Consider the following 22,779-nt stretch of genomic DNA (forward strand, 5'->3'; position numbering starts at 1 on the left):
CTATATCTGGGCGCCGTCGTCCCAGGGTTCGCGCGGCTCGCGGGGCATCTGCAGCACCAGGTAGACGAAGCCGCCGACGAAGGCGACGACCAACAGGTAGCCCAGCCAGGTCGGGATCGAGATGGACACGATCAGGCAGACCAGCAGGACGAGCGGGGAGCCGAAGACACCCGCCCAGGCCAGGCCGCGGTCGGGCGCGATCGTCGGCAACGGCGGCGGCTCCGGGGGCACGTAGCCCTCCTCTTCGTCGGCCTGCTCGACCTCGTCGGCGATCTCCTCGTCCGGGGTCGCGAACGCGCGAGGGTCGCCGAACCGGCCACCGAAGGGGGCGTCCAGGACCGGTCCTACGACGGGTGCTGCGGGCGGCTCGTCGATCTCGACGCGGTCGCCGTAGTTGTCGACGATCGCCTGCCACGCGAGCTCGTCGGCCGCGATATGGGCGTCGGCGTCGCGGCCGAGGTCGAACTCGTCGTCGTGGGGATGCTCCGGCACATGACGAGCGTATGCCCCCGGGCGCAAACTGCCTATGGCGCCGAGGTCACCCGGGCGATGAACTCGGCGGAGTCCGCGAAGATCAGCGGGGCGTCGTGGTCGAGCGTGGCCACGTGATAGCTGTTCGCGAGAGGTACGACGGTCACGTCCCGCGAGGAGACCCCGCTGGTGATCAGCGGCTGCGACGCCTCGTCGACGACGTGGTCCTCGGTCGAGCGGAAGTAGAGCACCGGCATGGTGATCTTCGGCAGGTCCGCGATGATGATCGGCCACGCCTGCATGAAGGAGTGGATCGCCTTGAGCGGGGTCTTCGTGTACCCGTGCTCCTCGACACCCTCCTTCTTGATGTCGTTGGCGATGCCCGGGAACGACCCCACCAGGTGCTTGAGCACCGGCAGCAGCTTCACGTCGAGCCGCTTGCTGGCGACCGCCGGGTTGACGACGATCACGCCGGCGATCTCCGGGTGCTCCTCGGCGAGGCGGAGCACCAGGGCGCCGCCCATCGAGAGCCCGCCGACGACGACGGCGTCGTTCTCGGCGACGAGCCTGTCGAGCGCCTGCGAGACCTCGGCGTACCAGTGCTCCCAGCGCAGCGTGTTGAGCTCCTGCCAGGTCGTGCCGTGGCCGGGCAGCCGGGGGACCTCCACGGCGTACCCCTTCTCGGCCAGCGCCTGGCCCCACGGCGTGATCGAGGCGGGCTGGCCGGTGAACCCGTGGCTGAGCAGCACGCCGATGCGGCGGCCTCCGGTGAGCTCGGGCCGGGCGGGGGCGGAGTACGGCGTGGCGAGCGGGTGGATCGTCATGGCCGCAGTGTGCACCAACCGGGCCGTGGGCGACATGCCCTAGGCTTCGCCGAGAACGGACTCTAGGGCTGGGCGGAGGTTGCGGTGTTCTACTGGTTCCTGAAGTGGATCGCACTCGGTCCATGGCTGCGGATGATCTTCCGGCCGCGCGTCACGGGTGCCGAGAACGTGCCGATCGAGGGTCCCGCGATCCTGGCCAGCAACCACCTGTCGTACGCCGACTGGCTCTTCATGCCGCTCACCTTGTCGCGACGGGTGACCTTCGTGGCGAAGGCCGAGTACTTCACCTCGCCGGGCCTCAAGGGTTGGCTGCAGAAGACCTTCTTCGCCGGCTCCGGCCAGGTCCCGATCGACCGCTCCGGCGGCGGGGCGGCCGAAGGCGCGATCATCTCCGCGAAGCGCGTGCTCTCCGAGGGCGAGCTCTTCGGGATCTACCCCGAGGGCACCCGCTCGCACGACGGCAAGCTCTACCGCGGCAAGGTCGGCGTCGCGCGGCTGGCGCTCGAGTCGAAGGTCCCGGTGATCCCGGTCGCCGTGGTCGGCACCGACGTGGTGGCGCCGCCGGGCAAGACCTTCGGCCGGTTCACCCGGCCGGTCGTGCGCTTCGGCAAGCCGCTCGACTTCTCTCGCTACGAGGGCATGGAGAACGACCGCTACATCCTGCGTTCGATCACCGACGAGATCATGTACGAGATCATGCGGCTCTCGGGTCAGGAGTACGTCGACATGTACGCCAGCCGGGCCAAGGAGCTGTCCAAGGCCCAGTCGGACGGGCCGAAGGACGGCGACCAGGGCGGCGCGTCGAAGCTCGCGTCGTGACCATCCACGACACCCATCCGTTCGCGGATCCCGACCCGGACCCGGTCCGCCGGCTCCGCGGACGTCTCGGCGGCGCCGTCGCGCTGGTCACCGCCGGTGACGCCGACGGACGCGCGGGGCTGACCGTGTCGTCGCTGATGGTCGCCAACGGCGACCCCGCCCACGTGCTGATGCTGGTCGATCCCGACAGCGACCTGGCCGACGTCGTGACGCGCACCGGTCGCGCCGTCGTACAGCTGCTGTCGTGGCCGCACCGCGACCTCGCGGAGGCGTTCGCGGGCACCGCGCCGGCACCCGGTGGGCCGTGGCGTACGGCGTCCTTCGTGGCCACGCCGTGGGGGCCACGGCTGGCGGAGGCGTCGACCTGGGTGGCGGTGTCGTTGGAGTCGGCCGAGGACGTCGGCTGGTCCACCCTGCTGACCTGCATCCTGCAGGAGGTCACCGTCGGCGAGGACGACGCGCCGCTCGTGCACCGGCGGGGGCGCTACCGCCGGGCGGAGGAGTGATGGCGACGGACGCCGCGCTGCTCGAGATCGCCGACGAGCTCTACGGCCTGCCCCTGCCCGAGTTCACCCCGGCTCGGGACGCGCGCGCCAAGGAGCTCAAGGGGACCTCGCTCGCCGCGCAGGTGAAGGCGCTGCGCAAGCCGTCGACGGCGGCCTGGGTCGTCAATCTGCTGGTCCGTCGCGACACCGACCAGGTCGAGCAGGTGCTCACCGTCGGCGCCGCCCTGCGCGAGGCGCAGGCATCGATGTCGGCCGACGAGCTGCGCGCGCTCAGTCGCCAGCGCCGGCAGCTGACCGCTGCCGTCACGACCGGTGCCCGGCGGATCGCCCGCGAGGAGGGCACTCGCGTGACGGAGGCCGTGGCCGATCAGGTCGAGGCGACGCTGACGGCCGCGATGGTCGACGAACGGTGTGGCCTGGCGCTGCGCAGCGGCATGCTCACCACTGCGCTCGCCAGCACCGGGCTCGACCCGGCCGACGTCGAGGCGGCCGTGGCCGTCCCGGAGGCCCTGGGCTTCGCCGCCCCCTCCCGCGACGCCGAGCCTCCCGCCCGACCGGACCTGCACGTCGTACGGGACCCGGAGGCGGACGCCAAGGCAGTCGCCGCCGCCACCGAGACGCTCGACGAGGCTGAGGCCGTCGTCGTCGAGGCCACCGCGGCGTACGACGAGACGGTCACCGCCGTCGAGGAGCTCGAGGCCCGCAGCCTGCAGCTCCAGGCCGAGATCGCCGAGCTCCGCAGCAAGATCGACGAGCTCGAGGCCTCAGCCGAGGAGACCGACGACGAGCTCTCCGACGCAGAGGACGCCCGTGCCGAGGCCCAGTCCGAGCTCGCCGACGCCACCCGCTCGCGGGACTCTGCTGCGGCCGCGTTGGCGAAGTTGAAGGGGTAGCCACGGACGTTCTGGTCGTTCGGGCCGCCCACGGGCAGCCATTTCGTCCGTGGGTACGCCGCCGCCCTCGCCCACCCGCTCGCGGGACTCTGCCGCGGCTGCGTTGGCGAAGCTGAAGGGACTACCCCGACAACCTCACTCCGCCCACCCCTTGGCCAGCTCCACAGCACGCGACCAACGAGCATGGGCGGCGTCGGCGGCCACCCGGTCGGAGGTGGGCTCGAAGCGCTGGTCGAGGGTCCAGGTGTGGCGCAGGTCGTCGGTGGACGACCAGACCCCCACGCCCAGGCCGGCGAAGAAGGCCGCGCCAAGGCCGGTGGTCTCGACGACCTTCGGTCGTTCGACGGGTACGCCGACGGTGTCGGCCTGCAGCTGGCAGAGCAGGTCGTTGGCGGCAGCGCCGCCGTCGACGCGCAGCGACGAGAGCGCGGGCATCACGTCCAGCACGTCGCGCACCTCGAAGGCGATCGCCTCCAGGGTCGCGCGGACGACATGCGCGCGCGTCGTGCCCCGGGTCAGGCCGACGATCAGCCCGCGCGCCTGCGGGTCCCAGTGCGGGGCGCCGAGCCCGGTCAGGGCGGGCACGAAGACGACTCCGCCGCTGTCGGACACCGTCGACGCGACCGCCTGGCTCTCGGCGGCGGAACCCACGATCTGGATGCCGTCGCGCAGCCACTGCACGGCCGCGCCGGTCACGAAGATCGACCCCTCGGACGCATAGGTGATGGTGCCGTCGGGCGACTTCCATGCGGCCGAGGCCAGCAGCGCCTCGGAGCGCTGGATATTCGAGCCGGTGTTGGTGAGCACGAACGACCCGGTGCCGTAGGTGCACTTCGAGTCGCCCTCGTCGAAGCAGGTCTGGCCGAAGAGCGCCGACTGCTGGTCACCGGCCAGCCCGGCGATCGGCAGGGAGAGGCCGAGGAACGACTTCGGGTCGGTGACGGCGATCTCGCCCCAGTTGGGGACGAGCTCGGGCAGGGCATCGCGGGGTACGCCGAAGAGGCCGCACAGCTCGTCTGACCAGTCGCCCGTCTCGAGGTCGAGGAGGAGCGTCCGGGACGCGTTGGAGACGTCGGTGACGTGGTAGGTCCCGCGGGTCATCCGCGTGATCAGGTAGGAGTCGACGGTGCCGATCGCGTAGCGGCCGGACTCGACCAGCGCCCACGTGTGCGGCTCGTGCTCGGCGAGCCACATCAGCTTGGTGCCGGAGAAGTACGGGTCGAGCCGCAGCCCGGTCAGCTCGCGCACCCGGTCCTCGTGGCCGTCGGCGCGCAGGCGGTTGCACAGGTCCGCCGTACGACGGTCCTGCCAGACGATCGCCCGCCGTGGCGACCCGAGGGTCTCGCGGTCCCAGAGCATCACCGTCTCGCGCTGGTTGGTGATGCCGATCGCCTGCAGCGCGCTCGCATCCGTCTGCTTCAGTGCGTCCCGCGCCGCCTCCATCGTCGCCTGCCAGATCTCCTCCGGCGCGTGCTCGACCCAGCCCGGCTTGGGGAAGTGCTGGGCGAACTCCTGGTAGCCGCGCGCCGAGATTCGCCCGTCGTGCTCGACCACGAGCGCCGTCACCCCGGTCGTACCGGCGTCGATGGCGAGGACGCTCACCTGTCGGCCTCTGTGTCCCGGATGATCTCGAGGATGCGTACGTCGATCCAGGAGGCGTCGGGCGCGACCCGCATCTCGTAGTTCTCGGTGCCGACCCAGGCGGCGAAGTCGCGGTGCCCGGCGGCGGTCGCGAGCTCCTCTAGCTCCTCGAGCAGCTCGGCGGTGACCGGGACCTTCTCCTCCTCGGTCGACGCGGTCAGGTAGAGGTCACTCAGCGCCAGCAGGCGGGCCAGCTCGGTGATCGGCTCAGGATGGTCGTCGACCCGTAGGTCGACGGCGATGTCGTCGAGCCCGTCGTACCCCGCTTCGTCCTTGACGACCAGCAGCGCCGCGGACTGGCGGCCGCGGGAGTCGCCGCCCGCGGCATCGCCGGCCGCCAGTGCCTCGAGCAGCCGATGGGCGAGCGGGGCCTCGGGGGAGGAGTCCAGCCAGGCGGCCTCCATCGCCTCGACGACCTCGGAGCCGGTGAGGATGTTGCCCTGGATCGCGTAGCCGTCGCCGATCACGCTGCCCGCCCAGTCCAGGCACGCGGAGCCGGTGTGGCTCGCCGCGTTGCCGTCGACGTCGACGATGCCGACCTGGCGATGGTCGCGCCCCTCGTCCTCCTCCAGCAGCCGCTGGAGCGCGACCGGTGCGGTGGCGCCGTCGTCGAGATGGGCCAGGGCCTGGCCCTTGTAGGCCACGTTGGCGCTTGCCTGGGTCGCGATGGCGCCGACACCGGCGACGGCGGCCGGCACGGGGGATCCCACGGCCAGGAACTTGGAGGCGACGGCGACTCCCCAGGACTCACCGTCGGCGGAGCGGGCCACGATCGAGAACGTCATGTCGCGACATTAGCGACAACCGGGCACCGCACCCTTTAGTCTTTGAAGGACGAAAGCGTGGCTGATCGAGCCCGAACCAGGAAGAAGCAGAAGACCCCCATGACCGTCCGTCGCGTTGCCCTGCTCACCGCCGGTGGCCTGGCCCCCTGCCTGTCCTCGGCAGTCGGTGCCCTGATCGAGCGCTACACCGCGCTCGCGCCCGAGATCGAGATCATCGCCTACCTCAACGGGTACGCCGGTCTCCTCGGTGGCGAGCACATCGTCGTGAGGCCGGACGACCGCGAGCGCGCGCACCTGCTCCACGGGTTCGGCGGGAGTCCGATCGGCAACAGCCGGGTGAAGCTCACCAACGTCAAGGACTGCGTCAAGCGCGGGCTGGTCATCGAGGGACAGGACCCGCTGCACGTCGCCGCCGAGCAGCTGACCCAGGACGGCGTCGACGTGCTGCACACCATCGGCGGCGATGACACGAACACGACGGCCGCCGACCTCGCGGCGTACCTCCACGACAACGGCTACGAGCTGACCGTCGTCGGCCTGCCCAAGACGATCGACAACGACGTCGTGCCGATCCGTCAGTCGCTCGGTGCGTGGACGGCCGCCGAGCAGGGCGCGCTCTTCGCCCGCAACATCGTCGCCGAGCACTCCTCGAACCCCCGGATGCTCATCGTCCACGAGGTGATGGGCCGCCACTGCGGCTGGCTGACGGCCGCGACGGCCGCGAAGTACCGCGAGTGGCTCTCCACCCAGGAGTTCTCCGGGTTCGGCGGCAACACCCAGCGGTCCTGGGACGTGCACGGCGTCTATGTGCCCGAGGTCGAGTTCGACGTCGCGGCCGAGGCCGAGCGCCTGAAGACCGTGATGGACGAGACCGGCTGCGTCAACGTCTTCCTCTCGGAGGGCGCAGGCGTCTCGACGATCGTGGGGGAGATGCTCGCCCGCGGCGAGGAGCCCAAGCGGGACGCCTTCGGCCACGTCAAGCTCGACACCATCAACCCCGGGTCGTGGTTCGCCAAGCAGTTCGCCGGGATGGTCGGGGCGGAGAAGACGATGGTGCAGAAGAGCGGCTACTTCTCCCGTTCGGCGCCTGCCAACGACGAGGACCTGGCCCTGATCCGGGCCTGCGCCGACCTCGCGGCCGACGCCGCGCTGCGCGGCGAGAGCGGCGTCGTCGGCCAGGACGAGGACGCCGGCGACGTGCTGCGGGTCGTCGAGTTCCCCCGGATCAAGGGCGGCAAGGCGTTCGACCCCTCCGTGTCATGGTTCCGCGAACTGCTCGAGGAGATCGGTCAGCCGCAGCACTAGAAGTCGACGACGCTTTCCCACCAGACTGAGCGGCATGCGCGTCGGAGTACTCACCGGAGGCGGGGACTGCCCCGGCCTGAACGCCGTCATCCGAGCGGTGGTGCGCAAGGGGGTCAAGAGCCACGGCTTCGAGTTCGTCGGCTACCGCGACGGTTGGCGCGGCCCACTCGAGGGCGTGACGATGGAGCTCGGCATCGAGCAGTGTCGCGGGATCCTGCCCCGCGGCGGCACCATCCTCGGCTCTTCGCGGACCAACCCGTTCAAGCTCGACAACGGGGTGGGGCGGATCAAGGAGAACCTCGCCAAGGACGGCGTCGACGCCCTGGTCGCGATCGGCGGCGAGGACACCCTCGGCGTCGCCACCAAGCTGGCCGAGCTCGGCGTCAACGTCGTCGGGGTCCCCAAGACCATCGACAACGACCTGTCCGGCACGGACTTCACGTTCGGCTTCGACACGGCCGTCAACATCGCGACGGAGGCGATCGACCGGCTGCACACCACCGCCGAGTCCCACCACCGGGTGCTCGTCGTCGAGGTGATGGGCCGCCACGCCGGCTGGATCGCGCTGCACTCCGGCATCGCCGGCGGCGCCAACATCGTGCTGATCCCCGAGCAGCCCTTCGACATCGAGGAGGTCTGCCGCCTCATCGAGAGCCGCTTCGAGTCGCGCTACGCGCCGATCCTCGTGGTCTCCGAGGGCGCGATGCCGCGCGAGGGAGGCGACATGACGCTGGTGTCCGGCGAGGTGGACGACTTCGGCCACGTGCGCCTCGGCGGCATCGGCGACCGGCTCGCCCAGGAGATCGAGCGGCGTACCGGCAAGGAGGCCCGGGCCGTGGTCCTCGGCCACATCCAGCGCGGAGGTACGCCGACGGCGTTCGACCGCTGGCTCGCCACCCGCTTCGGCCTCCAGGCGATCGACGCGGTCGCCGACGGCGACTTCGGGAAGATGATGGCGCTGCGCGGCACCACCATCGCCCGGGTGCCGCTGGCCGAGGGCACCGCCGAGCTCAAGCTCGTCAGCGAGTCGGAGTACGCCGAGGCGCAGGTCTTCTTCGGATAGGCCTCATCGCCGCCAGGACGTCATGCGGTCAGTGTGTCCACTTGCTCCCTCCGTATGACGTCCAGCAGTCGCGCCCCTGGTTAGACCCGCCCCGGGTGGGGGAGAGTGGCGACATGAGCTCCACGAGCACATCCGACACCGAGGACGTGAACGGCCCTTCACCGGACTTGAAGCGGGTCCTCGGTCCCAAGCTGCTGCTGCTCTTCATCGTCGGGGACATCCTCGGGGCCGGCATCTACGCCGTGACCGGCGAGATGGCGCTCGAGGTCGGCGGCCTGGTCTGGGTGCCGTTCCTGGTGGCGTTCGCGGTCGCGACGCTGACGGCGTTCTCCTACCTCGAGCTGGTGACGAAGTACCCGCAGGCGGCCGGCGCCGCGCTCTACACGCACAAGGCGTTCGGCATCCACTTCGTCACGTTCCTGGTGGCGTTCGCGGTGATCTGCTCCGGCATCACCAGTGCGTCCACCTCCTCCAACCTCCTCGCGACCAACCTGCTGGCCGGCTTCGACGGGCTGGGCTGGCACGTGTCGCAGGGCAAGACCGCGATCACGATCGTCGCGATGGTCTTCATGGTGCTGCTCGCGGGGATCAACCTGCGCGGCGTCGGCGAGAGCGTGAAGTTCAACGTCGTCCTCACCCTGATCGAGATGACCGCCCTGGTCATCGTCATCCTGATCGGCTTCTGGGTGATGGCGAAGGGCGACGCCGACCTGGGCCGGATCGTGGTCTTCGACTCCCAGTCCGACCGAGGGCTGTTCCTGGCTGTCACGGTCGCGACGGCGATCGCGTTCTTCGCAATGGTCGGGTTCGAGGACTCCGTCAACATGGTCGAGGAGACGCAGAACCCGGAGAAGATCTTCCCGAGGGTCATGCTGACCGGGCTCGGCATCGCGGTGATCTTCTACGTCCTGGTGGCGATCTCGGTGATCGCGGTGATCCCCGAGGGCGAGATCGAGGCGGTCGTCGCCGATGAGGGCAAGGTGCTGCTCGCGGTCGTCGAGACCGGCGCCCCGGGCCTGCCGATCGACAAGATCTTCCCGTTCCTCACGGTGATCGCGGTCGCCAACACGGCCCTGCTCAACATGCTCATGGCCAGCCGGCTGCTGTACGGCCTGGCCAACCAGGACGTGCTGCCGCGCACGCTCGGCAAGGTGCTGCCCGGCCGGCGGACGCCGTACGCCGGCATCGCGTTCTCGACGGTGCTCGCGCTCGGCCTGATCATCGTGGTGACATTCCTCGCCGACACCTCGGTGATCTCCGCGTTGTCCGGCACCACCGCCCTGCTCCTGCTCTGCGTGTTCTCGGTCGTCAACGTCGCCTGCATCGTCCTGCGTCGAGACCCCGAGAAGGGGCGCTTCCAGGCGCCGGGATGGGTGCCCTTCGCGGGCGCCGCCGCCTGCCTCTACCTCGCCGGGCCGTGGGCTCGCGACCGCGAGGACTGGATCCAGTACAAGGTGGCGGGCGGGCTGCTGCTGCTCGGCATCGTGCTGTGGGTGTTCACCTGGATGACCAACCGGGGCATCCGGGCGAAGAAGACCGGCTTCCGCGACATCGAGCACCTCGAGGACTGACCGGCTCCTGGGCCGCGTCTCGGTCCCAGCCGCCGAATCGGGGTCGGCCGCAACCGCGCCGTACCCTTGCTTGGTGAGCAGCACCGTCCCCGACCTCGCCTCCCTGCACGCCCTCGACCCGGCGCAGCAGCCGTCGTACCCCGACCGGTCCGCCGTGGACTCCGCCGTCGCCCGGCTCCGCACCGCGCCGCCGCTGGTGTTCGCGGGGGAGTGCGACGACCTCAAGGGCAAGATCGCGGCCGTCGCGCGCGGCGAGGCGTTCCTGCTCCAGGGCGGCGACTGCGCCGAGACCTTCGAGGGCGTCACCGCCGACAACGTGCGCAACAAGCTCCGGGTGCTGCTTCAGATGGCCGTCGTGCTGACGTACGCCGCCTCGGTGCCGGTCGTGAAGGTCGGCCGGATCGCCGGGCAGTACGCCAAGCCGCGCTCCTCCGACTTCGAGACCCGCGACGGAGTCACGCTGCCGGCCTACCGCGGCGACGCGGTCAACGGCTTCGACTTCACCCCCGAGTCCCGGGTCCCGGACCCGCAGCGGCTCGTGGACGTCTACAACTCCTCGGCCGCCACGCTCAACCTGGTGCGCGCGTTCGTCACGGGCGGGTACGCCGACCTGCGCCAGGTGCACACCTGGAACACCGACTTCGTCCGCGAGTCCGCTGTCGGCCAGCAGTACGAGCAGATGGCGTCCGAGATCGAGCGCGCACTGACCTTCATGAAGGCGATCGGCGCCGACCCGGATGAGTTCCACCGCGTCGACTTCCACTCGAGCCACGAGGCACTCGTGCTCGAGTACGAGCACGCACTGACCCGCATCGACTCGCGCACGCAGACGCCGTACGACGTCTCGGCGCACTTCGTGTGGATCGGCGAGCGCACCCGTCAGCTCGACGGGGCGCACGTGGAGCTGCTCAGCCACATCAAGAACCCCATCGGCGTGAAGCTCGGGCCGTCCACGACGCCCGACGACGCGCTCGCCCTGGCCGCCAAGCTCAACCCCGACAACGAGGCCGGCCGGCTCACCTTCATCACCCGCTTCGGCGCCGGCAAGATCCGCGACGGCCTGCCGCCGCTGATCGAGAAGGTCACCGCCGAGGGCGTCCAGGTCGCGTGGATCTGCGACCCGATGCACGGCAACACCTTCGAGGCGAGCTCGGGCTACAAGACCCGCCGCTTCGGTGACGTCATCGAGGAGGTCCAGGGCTTCTTCGACGTGCACCGCTCGCTCGGCACCTGGCCCGGAGGCCTGCACGTCGAGCTCACCGGCGACGACGTGACCGAGTGCGTCGGCGGCGGCGAGGACCTCACCGACCTCGACCTCGCCCACCGCTACGAGTCGGTCTGCGACCCCCGCCTCAACCGGGTGCAGTCCCTCGAGCTGGCGTTCCTCGTCGCGGACATGCTGCGCCAGGTCTGAGCCTGCGAAGGCCGAGCCCGGACGAGGATCAGTCCTCAGCCGGCGGCGAGCTGTGCATCAGCACCATCGAGCACGCCACCGCCCCCACGAGCAGCAGCCCGACGGTGGCAGCGACCGCGGCGTACGCCGGTGACAGGATGCCGGTCGCGGCCAGCGGCACCGCCACGACGATGAAGGCCGCGGCGCACACCCGCGCGACGCGGCGCGAGCGGCGCAGCGTGCGGATGAGCCTGATGGACTCGAGAGCGGACTCGATGGACGGGTCCGCACACCGCACGACGGTGTCCTCTCCCGACTCGCCGGGCAGGGTCGTCTCGCCGGCTCGGTCGGAGGCGCCCACCGCCCGGAGCACGCCGGTGGAGTCCTGCGGGAGGGACGCGGCGACGGTGGAGACGTCGGTGCCGGTGTGGAACTGCGAGACCCCCACCTGCTCCGAGACCCGCATGAGCTCCGGCTTGTTCAGGGTCGTGGACACCAGGATGGGCTCGATGCCCTCCTTCTGCAGGGTCGACAGGCACCGGGCCGCGGTCTTCCGCACCTCGTCGGCCACCGTGATGTGCCCCATCGGCCGCAGGTCGACGTCGACGCGCACCGTGGTGCCCACTGCCTCGCCGACCGCCGCCTCGCCGTTCAGCCCGAACCGCACTGGGTGTCGGTCCACTGCTCCCTGGAGCTCGTGCGCCGGTCCCTGGCTGACACCGGTGGGCCGCCCCGGCCCGGCGAGCCTCGCGATGGCTCGGGCGACGGGGTCGGTGGAGCCGTGGGCCAGCGCGCCCGCGAACCAGCGCAGGTCGTGCTTGTGCTGTACGTCGAGGGGCGCCACGTCCACGACGACGAGACGGCCCGTCGTGAGCACGTGCTCCACCTCGATCACCAGCTGACGGAGTCGCGGCAGCGCGAGGTCGGCCGAGGCACCGAGATGGCTGACGCCGCTGCGACGGCCCAGCCGTCGCGAGACCGGCAGCGGGGCGTAGCGGGCGACGAGGAACCCGAGCGGAGAGGCCACCAGCAGCACGGCGATCGCCGGCGCCAGCCCTTCCCGCCCGACCAGCTCCGAGCCCCACCACGTCGCACCGGACGCGACGACGTCGGCGGCGACGAGGCCCGAGAACAGGGGGATGGTCGGGACGCTCATGGCCCCGGCAGCTTCCTGTCACGGAAGCGCTCGAAGTCGCTCTGGTTGCCGGCTTTCCACATCGGCACGCTGGTCTTGAGCACCATCGTCACCTGCAGGATGAACTCGGGGTCGTGCAAGGAGTCCCCGAAGAGCTCGTTGATCCGCTTCCACCGGTAGCGCACCGTCTGGGGGTGTACGTCGAGTTTCGCGGCGATCGCCGGCGCGCTGTCGCGGGTCTCCAGCCAGGCCAGCAGGGTGTCGGAGAGGATCTCGCGCGAATTGGGGGTCTCGGCCAGCAGCGGCTCCAGGAGCTGCTGGCACAGCCGCTGTCGCATCGACGGCTCCGCGTGCAGCCACAGCTGGGTCACGTGGTCGCTGCACCTGACGAGTGACGTCGGCGCGATCACCCCGAGTCGCACGAGGTCCAGCGCCCGAGCAGTCCAGAGCAGGGCGCTGCCCGCCTCGTCGGGGTGGACGGGCCAGCTCAGAGCGACCCTCCGGTCGCTGCCGGAGCCCGTCACCTGGGCGGCAAGAGCCTCTACCTCCTCCTCCGGGCACAGGGCGAAGATCCGGTCGCTCCCGACCCGGATGAGGACCTCGTCGCGCTCCGGCAGCGGCGGCGGGCTGCCGTGGAAGGTCACAGCCAGGGCGACGACGCGCTCGGGCAGCGGCCACTGGGCGTCCTCGGCGAGGCGGCGCAGCTCGCCCTCGTCCATGCCGAGCGGGCGCAGCGGGGAGATGCGCCCGACGGTGGAGTGGATGATGAAGTCCCACAGCCGGACCCTGGACGTCGTCCGGTTGTGGGTCGTGAACCGGGAGCCGAGCTCGTAGCCGGAGACGAGCTGGTCGCCGAGGTGGTCGGCGTACGCTATCAGCGAGGCCGAGATGTCGCGCAACGTCGTGACGGAGTACTGCTGGGACACCGCGAAGTCGGCGACCTGGTCCCAGGCGCACCGGCTGGCGATCCGCAGCGCCGCGACCATCGGCCCGGGGTCGTTGCCCCGCTGTGCCTCCCGGTGGCCCAGTCGCCGGAACAGCTCGTCGAGCTTGCGCCGCTCGGACTCACGACTGGAGTTGCCGTCGAGGAAGACCCGTACGGCGGCGCGCGCCGCGACCTCCAGGTGTGGACAGGGGTCACCGTCGTCGCCCACCGCGTAGGCGGGGACCTCGTCCTGGACCCGGCTGACGATCTCTTCCACCATCCGCGTCGCGAGCGGGCTGAACAGCTGCGAAGGGAAGGGCGACCCGATCTCGTGCACCAGTGCGGCGTCGGTCATGGCCGGACGGTTCCCGTCCTGGACCTGCGGTCGCTCATCGTCCTGTGACTCCTGATCGTCGGGTACGTCTCGGGTCATGGATCCATGGCTTTCGAAGTACTCCTCCGGTCCCGGCCTGATGTTGGTCACGGGGCGCTCCGACAGCGCCCCGTGACCTGACGGATGAGAGGATCGCCGGGCTCCTACGCGTCACCCTCGGGAGCCGACGGGAGGGTGCCGGCCCTGAGAGTTGCCATCTGTCGCCTTGATTGAGGCATGCCCGGGGTGCCACGGCAAGGAGTTCGGAGCACAGCAGGCCAGAAGTTGCTATGTGGCTCACAAAGAATCCGTCGTCGTGGCCCGGAGACGGCGGTGCTCCGCCTGCCGACGAGGCGTGGTGGGGCCGCTGTGTCGGGCGCATCTGAGCTCCTCCGGGCAGGGGTGCCGTCAGGGTAGGTCGAACGTTTCCGTGGCGGAGCGATTTCCGGGGAGTTTCTTTCCGTTCTGCGCAGACGGGTGCGGGCGCCCCCCTGCTTCGAGCTCCCAAAGTGGGAGGACGAGGTTGAGGGCGGCCTGCATGGAGAGGTTGTCCTCGGCGAAGTCGAGGTTCGGGTTGTAGAGGGTGCGGAGGATGGTGAGGTGGTTGTGCACGGTCTGGGGGTGCATCGCCAACTGCTTGGCGAGCCCCTGGGCGGTGGTGGCGGTCCGTAAGCAGAGCTGGAGGGTGCGTGCCAGGGCGCTTCGCCGGTGTGTGCCGTGGCCGCCGAGCGGGAGCAGCAGGTCGGTGATCTTCTGGACGCTGGCCTCGCTCGGAGAGGGGTGGAGGAACCCGAACTCGGGCACCTCGATCAGGACCGGGGAAGGCGGTGCCGCCACTCCGGCCCGGATCAGCCGGAGCAGCAGGAGTGCGGTGTCGTGCGCCAGAGGGATCCCGCTCACAGGCGTAGGTCCCACGCAGACCACGATGTGTGGTTGTGCAGCGCTGATCGGTCGGGGCGGGGTGGGGTCCTCGGTGATGATCACGACGTGGTCAGTGGTGATGATGCGAATGGGGCGCGCGGTGTCTCGATGATCCGGGTCCCGTCGCGACCGGATGTCGACTGCTCCGAGGGTGGTGACGCTGAGGTAGAGCTGGACCGGATGGGCGCCCCAGCGGTGCTCCACCAGGGAGAGCAGTCCGTCGAGGTGGGCTTCGCCGTCGCGCCTCCTACGATCCGTGGGCACGGCGGCCGCCACGCGGTGGGCAGCCATGGTCCTGGCGCACAGCCGCCCGGCGTACCTGGAGAGGGCCAGGTCGAGCTGGGCGGAGAAGGACCGCGCGTGCGGGAGCTGTGGCCAGAGCGCACGAGTCACCTCGCGCAGCGTCTGGAACGCGGCGTGGACGGCGGCGCGGCACGGCTCTAGCTGGCCCTCGACGTGGACGATCTCGATCAGCATGGCCTCGACGGCGGGCGCGCGAGGTGGTCGGTCCTCGACGAGGCGGGCGAACTCGTCCACCGCCCGGCCGACGGTGGAGAGCAGCAGCACCTGTGCGTCGGGCGAGAGTGCCAGGTGAGTGGGGTCGCGGCGTACCACTCGGACCACCTGCTCGGAGACGCGCGGGGCGATCTCGCGGAGCTCGGTGCCGACGTGCGCAGGGACCGGTACCAACCCCAGGTCTGCGCGCAGGCGGGTGATCCGTCGTCGCAGCCTGATGTCGGGTCGATCCTGGTGATCGTTCATCGATCCCTCCTTCGGAGCGTGGCCAGGTGCAGGAGCTCCGCTCGTCCCCCTGCCGTTCGGAGTGATGCCGGTCATAGTCCAGGGCTCTTTACCTTGAGCGTCACGCGCACGGCAGCCCTGGCCGAGAACAATTGCGACAATTACTCACCCGCTTGACAACTTTTGCCGACGTGGGTCATCGGGGTCGCGTCCCGTCGTCTCCATCTCCCACAGGGGGAGCACGAGGTCGAGGGCGGCCTGCATGGAGAGGTTGTCCCCGGCGAAGTCCAGATCGTGGTTGTAGAGGGTGCGGAGGATGGTGAGGTGGTTGTGCACGGTCTGGGGGTGCATCGCCAGCTGCCTGGCGAGGCCCTGGGCGGTGGCAGCGGTCCGCAGGCGGAGCTGCAGGGTGCGGCCCAGGGTGCTGCGCCGGTGGCCGCCTTGTCTGGTGAGCGGGAGCAGGAGGTCCCTGATCTTCCGGACGCTGGCTTCGCTGGGGTACGGGTGGAGGAACCCGAGGTTGGGCACGTGGATCCGTACGGGCGACGGTGGTGTCGCTACACCCGCGCGGATCACGCGCAGCAGCAGGAGCGCGGTGTCGTGGACCAGCTCGATCTGACTCGCGGGCACGGGACCGACGGACACCACGACGGGCGCGTCGGTCGTCGTTGCGGATCGTGGTGGTGGCACGGGGTTCTCGGTGACGGTGACGACGTGGTCGGTGATCACGTGGCGCAGGGGGCGCGTCGTCAGGTGTGGTCCTGTGCCTCTTGGCGCTTCGCGCCGTGACGAGGTGTCCGCGGCTGCCAGGGTGCTGACCGTCAGGTAGAGCTGGACAGGTCGGGTGCCCCATCGACGGTGGACGAGGTCGAGCAGTCCCTCGACGGTGGTGTCGACGGCCTGGGGAGGACTTGTCGGTTTGGTGCACTGTGCCCGTTGGGCGTTCATCGTCCGGGAGTGGAGGCGTTGCGCGTAGCCGGTCACGGCCGTGTCGAGCTGGGTGGAGTAGGACTGCGCGTGGGGGAGCTGGGGCCACAGCACCCGAGCCACTTCCCGGATCGTCTGGAGCGCCGTGTTGAGGGCCGCCCGGCACGCCTGGGTCTCGTCCTCGAGCTGGATGAGAGTGGCGAGCATGGTGTCCACCGTGGGCGCCTGAGGTGGTCGGTTCTCGACGAGGAGGGCGAACTCGTCGACCACCCGGGTGAGGGCGGCGAGCAGCTGGGTCTGCCCGTCGGGGGAGAGCGCGGTGTAGGTCGGGTCGAGGCGGAGCAATCGGGTCACCTGTTCGGAGACGAGCGGCGCGATGGTGCGCAGCTCGGTGCCGACGTGCGTGGGGACCGGGGCCAGTCCCAGTTCGGCGCGCAGTCGATCGACACGCCTTCGCTGCCTGATGTCGGGTCGATCGTCGTGACCGGTCAACGGACCTCCTCCGAGCGATGCCAGGGTGGCGGTGCCTGCGCCCGGCCCCTCAGACCCAGCGCAGTGGTGCACGTCACAGTCCAGGGCGTTTTACCTTGCGGGTCACGCCCGGAGGCGCGCTGATCTGAGAACAGGGCGGGAATTGCTCACCTGCATGACAACTTTTGGCAATGCCAGGTCACAGGGGGTGCACTCGCGCCACCCGCTGGCCCCGTCGAGCTGAGCTGACCGGGCCGCCGGTGCGGAGCTGGGGCGGGGGAGTTGCTGCCCGGCCCGCCGCAGACAAAAGGCTCGCGCGCCCTTAGCGCATCGGACGGTATCGGCGCAATCCGCAGATCGAAAATATGATGGAAAACATAAAGTACTGCCCGCGATCGGCGGAATCCCTTGCCCCGGCGCCGGCCCAGGCCCACATGATGCGGTCACGGTGTCACTCCCGACACCAGCACTGTGAGACAAGGGAGCAAAGTAATGCATCTGCGTAAGGCACTCACCCTCTGTGCCGCTGTTGCGGCAGCCGGGGCACTCGCCATCGCCCCGGCCGCCCAGGCGACCACTCCTACCGGCGGTACCCTCCAGTACATCAAGATCAACAACGTGTCCACCAACGGCACCGTCGCGACCAGCGGCACCTTCAAGGGCGGCACGGCGACCTTCGTCGCCCTCGGCTACACCGCCACCTGCAGCGCCGGTAGCGTCGTTGGAACCGTCAAGCGCGGCGCCATCACCTCCGGCACCGCCGCGTTCAACTTCACTACCCTCAGCATCACCTGCAACACCCCGCTGGGCATCAGCGCCACCATCGCCCTGGCCCCTGGCTGCAGCGTCAACGTGAACATGGGCGGCGTGCGCACCTCGCCCAACGACAACGTGCACGACTCGTACAACCCGACGGCCACGATCGACTCCGGCCTGTACAACAGCGCGGCGCCGCAGAAGGTCCACAACGTGCTGGGCACCCTGGTGCTTCCCGCTCCCGCCCTCAACTGCGTCACCGTGACCCTGTCCTCCGGCACCTGCAAGGCCTACGTCCAGGGCAACGCGAACGTCGAGTTCGACGAGGCCAAGAAGACCGTCGCTGGCACCGTCTACCAGGACCTGATCCTCCGGGGCACCGGCCTGTCCCTCTACGGCCAGACCGCCTCGTGCCTGGGCCTGATGAGTGGCGCCGTCACCCTCAACAACATCGATTTCAACATCCCGGCTGAGATCGACTTCCGTGTGAACCCGTGACACACCCGGCTCGGTAGTCCAGTGACCCGGTGGCCCGGTGGCAGAAACTCTGCCGCCGGGCCACCGGCATGTCCGGGCACGCCGACGCCCTCGAATCGGAGCCCGATGCTCGAACGGGACCCACTCCGACCCGGCACGGTGGATCGGCGCCTGGTCGCGACCGACATCGGGCTGGCCCATGGCGGCGAACAACTTGTGATGGGCCTCACAACTTCCGGGTTTCTCTGCGGCGTCCTGACGCCGCATTCCCGCCACGACCCTCGGATCTCGGCAAGAGTTCGGCGCGTTACTGGGAGGGAGGTCCTCCTGCGCCTGATATGGAGACAGACATGCGATTGCGCAACCTTCTGGCCGCCGCGGCAGTCAGTGCCCTAGCCATCGGAGCGGTCGGCGTCCCGGCCCACTCCGTCACCGCCCCGCCGTCGGCCAAGGCCGGCGCGCTCGTCAGCTGGGGCGACGAGGACAACCCCAACGCCGGTCCGGCCATCCCGATCCCCGCGGACCTCACCGGGCCGGTGCGGTCGGTGGCCACCAACGACAACGTCACCGGGGTGGTCACCCTCGACGGTGGAGTCCGGGTCTGGGGCGGCACCGACGAATCCCCGACGGCCGAGGTGGCCGGCGCACCGACCGGGGTCACTGACGCAGCCGCGATCGCTCTCACCACCGGCAACGCCGCGATCCTGCGCACCGACGGCAGCATCAGGGCCTGGGGCAACTCCGGCGCGCTCGGCGACGTCCCCACCGATCTCCGGGCCAAGGCGATCGCCCTCCAGAGCGGCACCGGCTACGCGGTGCGCCCCGACGGCACCCTCGCGACCTGGGGCGACGAACCCCTCTACCCGCTGCCCACGACCGGCCTGACCGACCTGGTGGACGTCTCCGCCTCGATCTCTCACGTGCTGGCCCTGCGCAGCGACGGCAAGGTCGTGATCTGGGGCAGCGCGGACTACCCCGGCGTCCTCGACCTCCCCGACTTCGGTGGCAAGAAGGTCGCCAAGATCGCTACCGCCATGGTGCAGAGCGGAGTCGTCTTCGAGGACGGCACCATCGACATCTGGGGCTTCGGCGTCCTGATCCCCATGGGTGAGCCGCCCTTCGACGGCCTCACTCCCGCCACCACGGTGACCAGCCTCAGCCTGGGCTCGACCTCCGCTGCCTTGACCGCCGACGGCGCTGTGAGCGCCTGGGGCAACGACGTAAAGGTGAAGACCATCCCCGCAGCGCTTACCGGTCAGCCCGTCTCCGCGATCGCGGTGAGCAACGGCCACGCGGCCGCTGTCATCACCAGCTTCCGCGACCTCACCAAGCCCACCATCGCAGGCAAGCCCGAGGTCGGGCAGACCCTGACCGCGACCCCGGCCACCTTCTCGCTGACGCCGGATGCCCCGGCCACCGGCCAGTGGTACGCCGGCAGCGACGCCATCGCGGGCCAGACCAGCACCACCCTGGCCGTGGCCGCAGCGCAGGTCGGCAAGGCGATCAGCTACCGCACCACCGCCACCCGCGCCGGCCAGACCGTCACCTCCGCCTCCACCACGCTCGGCCCCGTCACCCAGGTGACCGTGACCCCGCCGCCGGCGCCCAAGGCGAAGAGCAAGGTCACCGCCAAGGTCAAGGCAACGGGCAAGACCAAGAAGATCGCCAAGAAGGTCAAGATCACGGTGACGGTCAAGACCACCAAGGGCATCTCCCCGGCCGGCAAGGTCAAGATCACCCTCAAGGGCAAGACCAAGAAGACGGTCAACGCCAAGGTCAACGCCAAGGGCATTGCCACCGTGACCGTCAAGAAGGTCAAGCGCGGCAAGTACACCGCCACGTTGGCCTACGCCGGCAACACCCGGGTGAGCTCGGCCAAGGCCACCACCAAGTTCAAGGTCTGACCAACCCGGCAGACAACATGTCGTGGCCGGGGCACACCACACGGTGAGCCCCGGCCGCGACATCCAGGTCGACGAAGCATCCCCCACCAGGAGGCTGTCATGACGTCTCTCACCCGCCGGCACCGTGGCGCGGTGCTGGCCGCTGTCGTACTCGGCGTAGTCGGCGTGCTCTGCGCCGTCCTGCTGCCGACGTTCGCGGCACCCGGGGGACTGGTCCCCGGCGCGCTGCGTAGCGAGCGGGCACACGACGACACCGGGTTGCGCGTCGCCGGCGACGGGTCGCTGCCCGAGACCGCTCCTAAGCTGGGCGCGCCCAACGAGCCGTTGAGCAGCGCTGAGCGGGGCTACGCCTACCACCTGGCGCGGCAGGCGATGCCTGCCGACGCGCGCGACATCCTGGGCGAGCCCGGCGGGGAGCTGCTCACCGCCGACCTGCCCGCCCTTGCTGAGCGCACCCCGGCCCGCCTGGTCACCGTCGCGGTCTACGACTACGCCACGGACCGGCTCCACCAGCTGCTCGTCGACCTGACCCACCACACCATCGTGCGCGACGAGAGCACCCAGGGGCTCCAGCTGCCGCCCACCCAGGCCGAGACCGCCACCGCCCTCGCCCTCGCCCTCGAGGCCAAGCCCGCCCCCGCGTTCGTGGCGGAGTACCGCAAGCTGAGCAACACGCCGCTGCTGGTCCCCGACCAGGTCTCCGCGATCGCCGGGGCCTGGCGGCCCGCCGCTGCGCGGCCGACCTCCCCCCAGACCCAGGTCTGCGGCCGGCACCGGTGCGTCCAGCTGATGGTCGCGCTGCCGACGGGCCAGTACCTCGACACCACCGACATCGTCGTCGACCTCAGCACCCGAACGGTGCTCCGGACCGAGCTGGAGGCACCCAGCCATGCGCAGTGACCACCTCCCGCGCACCCGTGCCGTGCGTCGCCTGCTGGCGCTCGCGTTGGTGCTCACGGGACCGATCGCCATCGTCGCTCCCACCGGCCTCGCCTCGGTGGCCGCGGCCGAGGACGGGCCCGGTCTCGGCTGTGGCTCGGCCGAGGTCACCCGCACCCTGGACACCGGCTCCGCGTGGCGGATGTGTGCGCGCATCGACCCGGTCAAGGGACTGGTGCTGGAGCAGGTGCAGTTCCGGCCGGCGCCGGGGCCGAGCGGCTCCTCCGACTGGCTGCCCGTCATCGACTCCCTCTACCTCGCCCAGCTGGTCGTCCCCTACGACTCCGGGACGGTCGGTTTCAACGACGTCACCGGCTTCGGCTTCGGCGGCTACGCCCTGCTCCAGCAGGACGACAGGACCTGCCTCGGCGAGACCATGCCCGTCGAGCAGTCGTTCATGTTCGGCCCCGATCTCGTCGAACGGACCATCCCCGGCATCTGTCTCGACGAGGTCGGCACCGGACTCGGCTGGGCGGCTCACGAGGACAACGACGCTCAGAGCGACAGCTACGTCCAACAGGGTCGTGCCTTGGAGATCTCCTCGCTGACCAAGATCAGCTGGTACGAGTACCAGCAGAAGGTCACGTTGACCGACCAGGGCACGATCACGGTCGGTCTGGGCGCCACCGGGGACCTGGCTCCCCTGGACTCCTTGTTCTCGGAGGACCCGGCCGTCGGGTGGCCGGTCAACCCGGCAGACAACGAGCCCGCGAGGCGCGCGCAGTCGCACTGGCACAACGCGGTCTACCGGGTCGACTTCGGCATCGGCACCGGCGAGCAGCGGGTCGAGCAGTGGGACTACACCCAGCCCGACCCACTCAGCCCGGCCCACATAGAAGGAGCCGGCACGGTCCGCACCCAGGCGTTCAACGCCCCCGACGACGTCGATCCCCAGACCTGGTGGCGGGTCCTGAACCCGACGTCGCTGAACCCCGACGGACACCCACGGTCCTACGAGATCGTCAACAACGCCATCCAGGACCCCTACGACCCCTTGACCCGACCCAAGGTCAGCTTCACCAACAACCACCCCTGCCAGGAGTACGCCTCCGACAACCTCAACATCGGCTGCCCGAACCTCGCCGTCCCCGACTACGTCGCGGCCGAGACGGCGCCACTCACCGACCCCGTGGCCTGGGTCAACGTCGGCTTCCACCACGTCGTCCGCGACGAGGACCAGTCCCCGATGCCGGCCCACTGGCAGGAGTTCTCGCTCGCGCCCCGCGATCTCCTCGCCCAGCAGGCGACCACCCCCGTCGAGCGCTCCTGCGTCAACGGCGGACCGATCAGCGTGTACGGCTCCTGCGCCGCCGTCAACACCGTTGCTCCTCGGATCACGACGGGGGCTGCGGTGCCCGACGTCGGCACCGCGCTCAGCAGCGACCGCGGCAGCTGGCGGGCCGCCAGGGCCGAGCTGTCCTTCACGAGGCAGTGGCTGCGCGACGGCCAGCCCATCACCGGCGCCACCGGGATCCAGTACCTCGTCGGCGCCGCCGACCGTGGACACCGCATCAGCGTGCGCATCAACGCCACCGGCGACGGCCTCGTCCCCGGCTCCGCGACGTCCAGCGAGCTGCGGATCCCCGAGCTCACCACCAGCAGCCCCACCCCCACGCCCACGCCGGCGCCGACGACCACACCGCCGACCCGGACCACCCCCGCCTTGGCCCTCACCCTGTCCCGCCAGGGCCCGCCACGACTTCAAATCCGCGTGAAGGGCAAGGCCGGCACCGCCACTGGCACCGTCGTGGTACGCGGACCCCACGGGTGGAAGCGCATCCTGACGCTCGTCCATGGCAGGGTGACCGTCCGCATCCCGAAGGCGCTGGCCGCCAAGCGCGCCCGGCTGGTCGTCCGCTACCGCGGCGACACCCACTACCTGTCCGTGGAGCGTTCGGTGCGCCTGCGCCCGGCCCGGCACTGATCCTCTTTGGCGGAC

Annotated in this window: 19 protein-coding genes; 11 read left to right on the forward strand and 8 right to left on the reverse strand. The window is 70.2% G+C overall.

Annotation, left to right across the window (positions count from 1 at the left end; all coding sequences use genetic code 11):
• Positions 1–492, reverse strand: a complete 492-nt coding sequence (locus ABEA33_RS25100; RefSeq protein ID WP_345529845.1) for an NADH dehydrogenase subunit 6 — start codon at positions 490–492, stop codon at positions 1–3.
• A gap of 32 nt (positions 493–524) precedes the next feature.
• Positions 525–1,295, reverse strand: a complete 771-nt coding sequence (locus ABEA33_RS25105; RefSeq protein WP_345529846.1) for an alpha/beta hydrolase — start codon at positions 1,293–1,295, stop codon at positions 525–527.
• An 84-nt stretch (positions 1,296–1,379) separates the two neighbouring features.
• Between ABEA33_RS25105 and ABEA33_RS25110 the strand changes: the two genes are divergently transcribed.
• The 3 genes from ABEA33_RS25110 to ABEA33_RS25120 are packed head-to-tail and all read left to right on the forward strand — an operon-like array spanning position 1,380 to position 3,513.
• A complete protein-coding gene (locus ABEA33_RS25110; RefSeq protein ID WP_345529847.1) occupies positions 1,380–2,114 on the forward strand; it encodes a lysophospholipid acyltransferase family protein in 735 nt (244 codons plus the stop codon).
• The gene (locus ABEA33_RS25115; protein WP_345529848.1) at positions 2,111–2,620 is read left to right on the forward strand and encodes a flavin reductase family protein; all 510 of its coding nucleotides are present in this window, start codon (positions 2,111–2,113) and stop codon (positions 2,618–2,620) included. The genes ABEA33_RS25110 and ABEA33_RS25115 overlap by 4 nt, the downstream gene beginning before the upstream one ends.
• Positions 2,620–3,513, forward strand: coding sequence for a hypothetical protein (locus tag ABEA33_RS25120; protein WP_345529849.1), 894 nt, complete (start codon positions 2,620–2,622; stop codon positions 3,511–3,513). The genes ABEA33_RS25115 and ABEA33_RS25120 overlap by 1 nt, the downstream gene beginning before the upstream one ends.
• Before the next feature lie 135 nt (positions 3,514–3,648).
• Here ABEA33_RS25120 and glpK read toward each other — a convergent pair whose 3' ends face one another.
• Both glpK and ABEA33_RS25130 read right to left on the reverse strand, forming a co-directional pair.
• The gene (gene glpK / locus ABEA33_RS25125; RefSeq protein WP_345529850.1) at positions 3,649–5,115 is read right to left on the reverse strand and encodes a glycerol kinase GlpK; all 1,467 of its coding nucleotides are present in this window, start codon (positions 5,113–5,115) and stop codon (positions 3,649–3,651) included.
• Positions 5,112–5,939: a DUF1028 domain-containing protein gene (locus ABEA33_RS25130; protein ID WP_345529851.1), complete on the reverse strand. Its 828-nt coding sequence runs from the start codon at positions 5,937–5,939 to the stop codon at positions 5,112–5,114. Before ABEA33_RS25130 ends, glpK begins: the two co-directional genes overlap by 4 nt.
• A 99-nt stretch (positions 5,940–6,038) precedes the next feature.
• Here ABEA33_RS25130 and ABEA33_RS25135 point away from each other — a divergent pair, with 99 nt between their 5' ends.
• The 4 genes from ABEA33_RS25135 (at position 6,039) to ABEA33_RS25150 (ending at position 11,292) form a co-directional block, all read left to right on the forward strand.
• The gene (locus ABEA33_RS25135; RefSeq protein ID WP_345529852.1) at positions 6,039–7,244 is read left to right on the forward strand and encodes a pyrophosphate--fructose-6-phosphate 1-phosphotransferase; all 1,206 of its coding nucleotides are present in this window, start codon (positions 6,039–6,041) and stop codon (positions 7,242–7,244) included.
• A gap of 34 nt (positions 7,245–7,278) precedes the next feature.
• On the forward strand, positions 7,279–8,307 hold the full coding sequence (locus ABEA33_RS25140) for a 6-phosphofructokinase (protein ID WP_345529853.1): 1,029 nt from the start codon (positions 7,279–7,281) through the stop codon (positions 8,305–8,307).
• Between the two features lie 113 nt (positions 8,308–8,420).
• A complete protein-coding gene (locus ABEA33_RS25145; protein WP_345529854.1) occupies positions 8,421–9,878 on the forward strand; it encodes an APC family permease in 1,458 nt (485 codons plus the stop codon).
• 73 nt (positions 9,879–9,951) lie between these two features.
• Positions 9,952–11,292 carry a class II 3-deoxy-7-phosphoheptulonate synthase gene (locus ABEA33_RS25150; RefSeq protein ID WP_345529855.1) on the forward strand — a complete coding sequence of 447 codons (1,341 nt, stop codon included), beginning with the start codon at positions 9,952–9,954 and terminating at the stop codon, positions 11,290–11,292.
• 28 nt (positions 11,293–11,320) lie between these two features.
• On the opposite strand, the gene ABEA33_RS25155 is transcribed toward ABEA33_RS25150, so the two are convergent.
• The 4 genes from ABEA33_RS25155 to ABEA33_RS25170 form a co-directional block, all read right to left on the reverse strand.
• Entirely contained in the window at positions 11,321–12,427 is a 1,107-nt protein-coding gene (locus tag ABEA33_RS25155) for an HAD family hydrolase (protein WP_345529857.1), read from the reverse strand.
• Positions 12,424–13,686: an RsbRD N-terminal domain-containing protein gene (locus tag ABEA33_RS25160; RefSeq protein WP_345529858.1), complete on the reverse strand. Its 1,263-nt coding sequence runs from the start codon at positions 13,684–13,686 to the stop codon at positions 12,424–12,426. Before ABEA33_RS25160 ends, ABEA33_RS25155 begins: the two co-directional genes overlap by 4 nt.
• Before the next feature lie 426 nt (positions 13,687–14,112).
• Complete coding sequence (locus tag ABEA33_RS25165; RefSeq protein ID WP_345529859.1) at positions 14,113–15,387, reverse strand: hypothetical protein; 1,275 nt, start codon at positions 15,385–15,387, stop codon at positions 14,113–14,115.
• A 144-nt stretch (positions 15,388–15,531) separates the two neighbouring features.
• Positions 15,532–16,785, reverse strand: coding sequence for a hypothetical protein (locus tag ABEA33_RS25170; protein ID WP_345529860.1), 1,254 nt, complete (start codon positions 16,783–16,785; stop codon positions 15,532–15,534).
• Between the two features lie 471 nt (positions 16,786–17,256).
• Between ABEA33_RS25170 and ABEA33_RS25175 the strand changes: the two genes are divergently transcribed.
• The 4 genes from ABEA33_RS25175 (at position 17,257) to ABEA33_RS25190 (ending at position 22,764) form a co-directional block, all read left to right on the forward strand.
• Complete coding sequence (locus tag ABEA33_RS25175) at positions 17,257–18,018, forward strand: hypothetical protein (RefSeq protein WP_345529861.1); 762 nt, start codon at positions 17,257–17,259, stop codon at positions 18,016–18,018.
• Positions 18,019–18,347: 329 nt separating this feature from the next.
• Positions 18,348–19,901: an RCC1 domain-containing protein gene (locus ABEA33_RS25180; RefSeq protein ID WP_345529862.1), complete on the forward strand. Its 1,554-nt coding sequence runs from the start codon at positions 18,348–18,350 to the stop codon at positions 19,899–19,901.
• A gap of 99 nt (positions 19,902–20,000) precedes the next feature.
• Positions 20,001–20,801: a hypothetical protein gene (locus tag ABEA33_RS25185; RefSeq protein WP_345529863.1), complete on the forward strand. Its 801-nt coding sequence runs from the start codon at positions 20,001–20,003 to the stop codon at positions 20,799–20,801.
• Positions 20,791–22,764, forward strand: a complete 1,974-nt coding sequence (locus ABEA33_RS25190; protein ID WP_345529864.1) for a copper amine oxidase — start codon at positions 20,791–20,793, stop codon at positions 22,762–22,764. The genes ABEA33_RS25185 and ABEA33_RS25190 overlap by 11 nt, the downstream gene beginning before the upstream one ends.
• Positions 22,765–22,779 lie beyond the last annotated feature (15 nt).

This window comes from Nocardioides endophyticus, assembly GCF_039543845.1.
Taxonomy (GTDB): domain Bacteria; phylum Actinomycetota; class Actinomycetes; order Propionibacteriales; family Nocardioidaceae; genus Nocardioides; species Nocardioides endophyticus.

Bases quoted from the DNA above. Each gene is read 5' to 3' on its own strand.
- ABEA33_RS25105 (WP_345529846.1), bottom strand. From the start codon at position 1,295: ATGACGATCCACCCGCTCGCCACGCCGTACTCCGCCCCCGCCCGGCCC.
- ABEA33_RS25120 (WP_345529849.1), top strand. From the start codon at position 2,620: ATGGCGACGGACGCCGCGCTGCTCGAGATCGCCGACGAGCTCTACGGC.
- ABEA33_RS25130 (WP_345529851.1), bottom strand. From the start codon at position 5,939: ATGACGTTCTCGATCGTGGCCCGCTCCGCCGACGGTGAGTCCTGGGGA.
- ABEA33_RS25135 (WP_345529852.1), top strand. From the start codon at position 6,039: ATGACCGTCCGTCGCGTTGCCCTGCTCACCGCCGGTGGCCTGGCCCCC.
- ABEA33_RS25140 (WP_345529853.1), top strand. From the start codon at position 7,279: ATGCGCGTCGGAGTACTCACCGGAGGCGGGGACTGCCCCGGCCTGAAC.
- ABEA33_RS25145 (WP_345529854.1), top strand. From the start codon at position 8,421: ATGAGCTCCACGAGCACATCCGACACCGAGGACGTGAACGGCCCTTCA.
- ABEA33_RS25155 (WP_345529857.1), bottom strand. From the start codon at position 12,427: ATGAGCGTCCCGACCATCCCCCTGTTCTCGGGCCTCGTCGCCGCCGAC.
- ABEA33_RS25160 (WP_345529858.1), bottom strand. From the start codon at position 13,686: ATGACCGACGCCGCACTGGTGCACGAGATCGGGTCGCCCTTCCCTTCG.
- ABEA33_RS25165 (WP_345529859.1), bottom strand. From the start codon at position 15,387: ATGAACGATCACCAGGATCGACCCGACATCAGGCTGCGACGACGGATC.
- ABEA33_RS25175 (WP_345529861.1), top strand. From the start codon at position 17,257: ATGCATCTGCGTAAGGCACTCACCCTCTGTGCCGCTGTTGCGGCAGCC.
- ABEA33_RS25180 (WP_345529862.1), top strand. From the start codon at position 18,348: ATGCGATTGCGCAACCTTCTGGCCGCCGCGGCAGTCAGTGCCCTAGCC.
- ABEA33_RS25185 (WP_345529863.1), top strand. From the start codon at position 20,001: ATGACGTCTCTCACCCGCCGGCACCGTGGCGCGGTGCTGGCCGCTGTC.
- ABEA33_RS25190 (WP_345529864.1), top strand. From the start codon at position 20,791: ATGCGCAGTGACCACCTCCCGCGCACCCGTGCCGTGCGTCGCCTGCTG.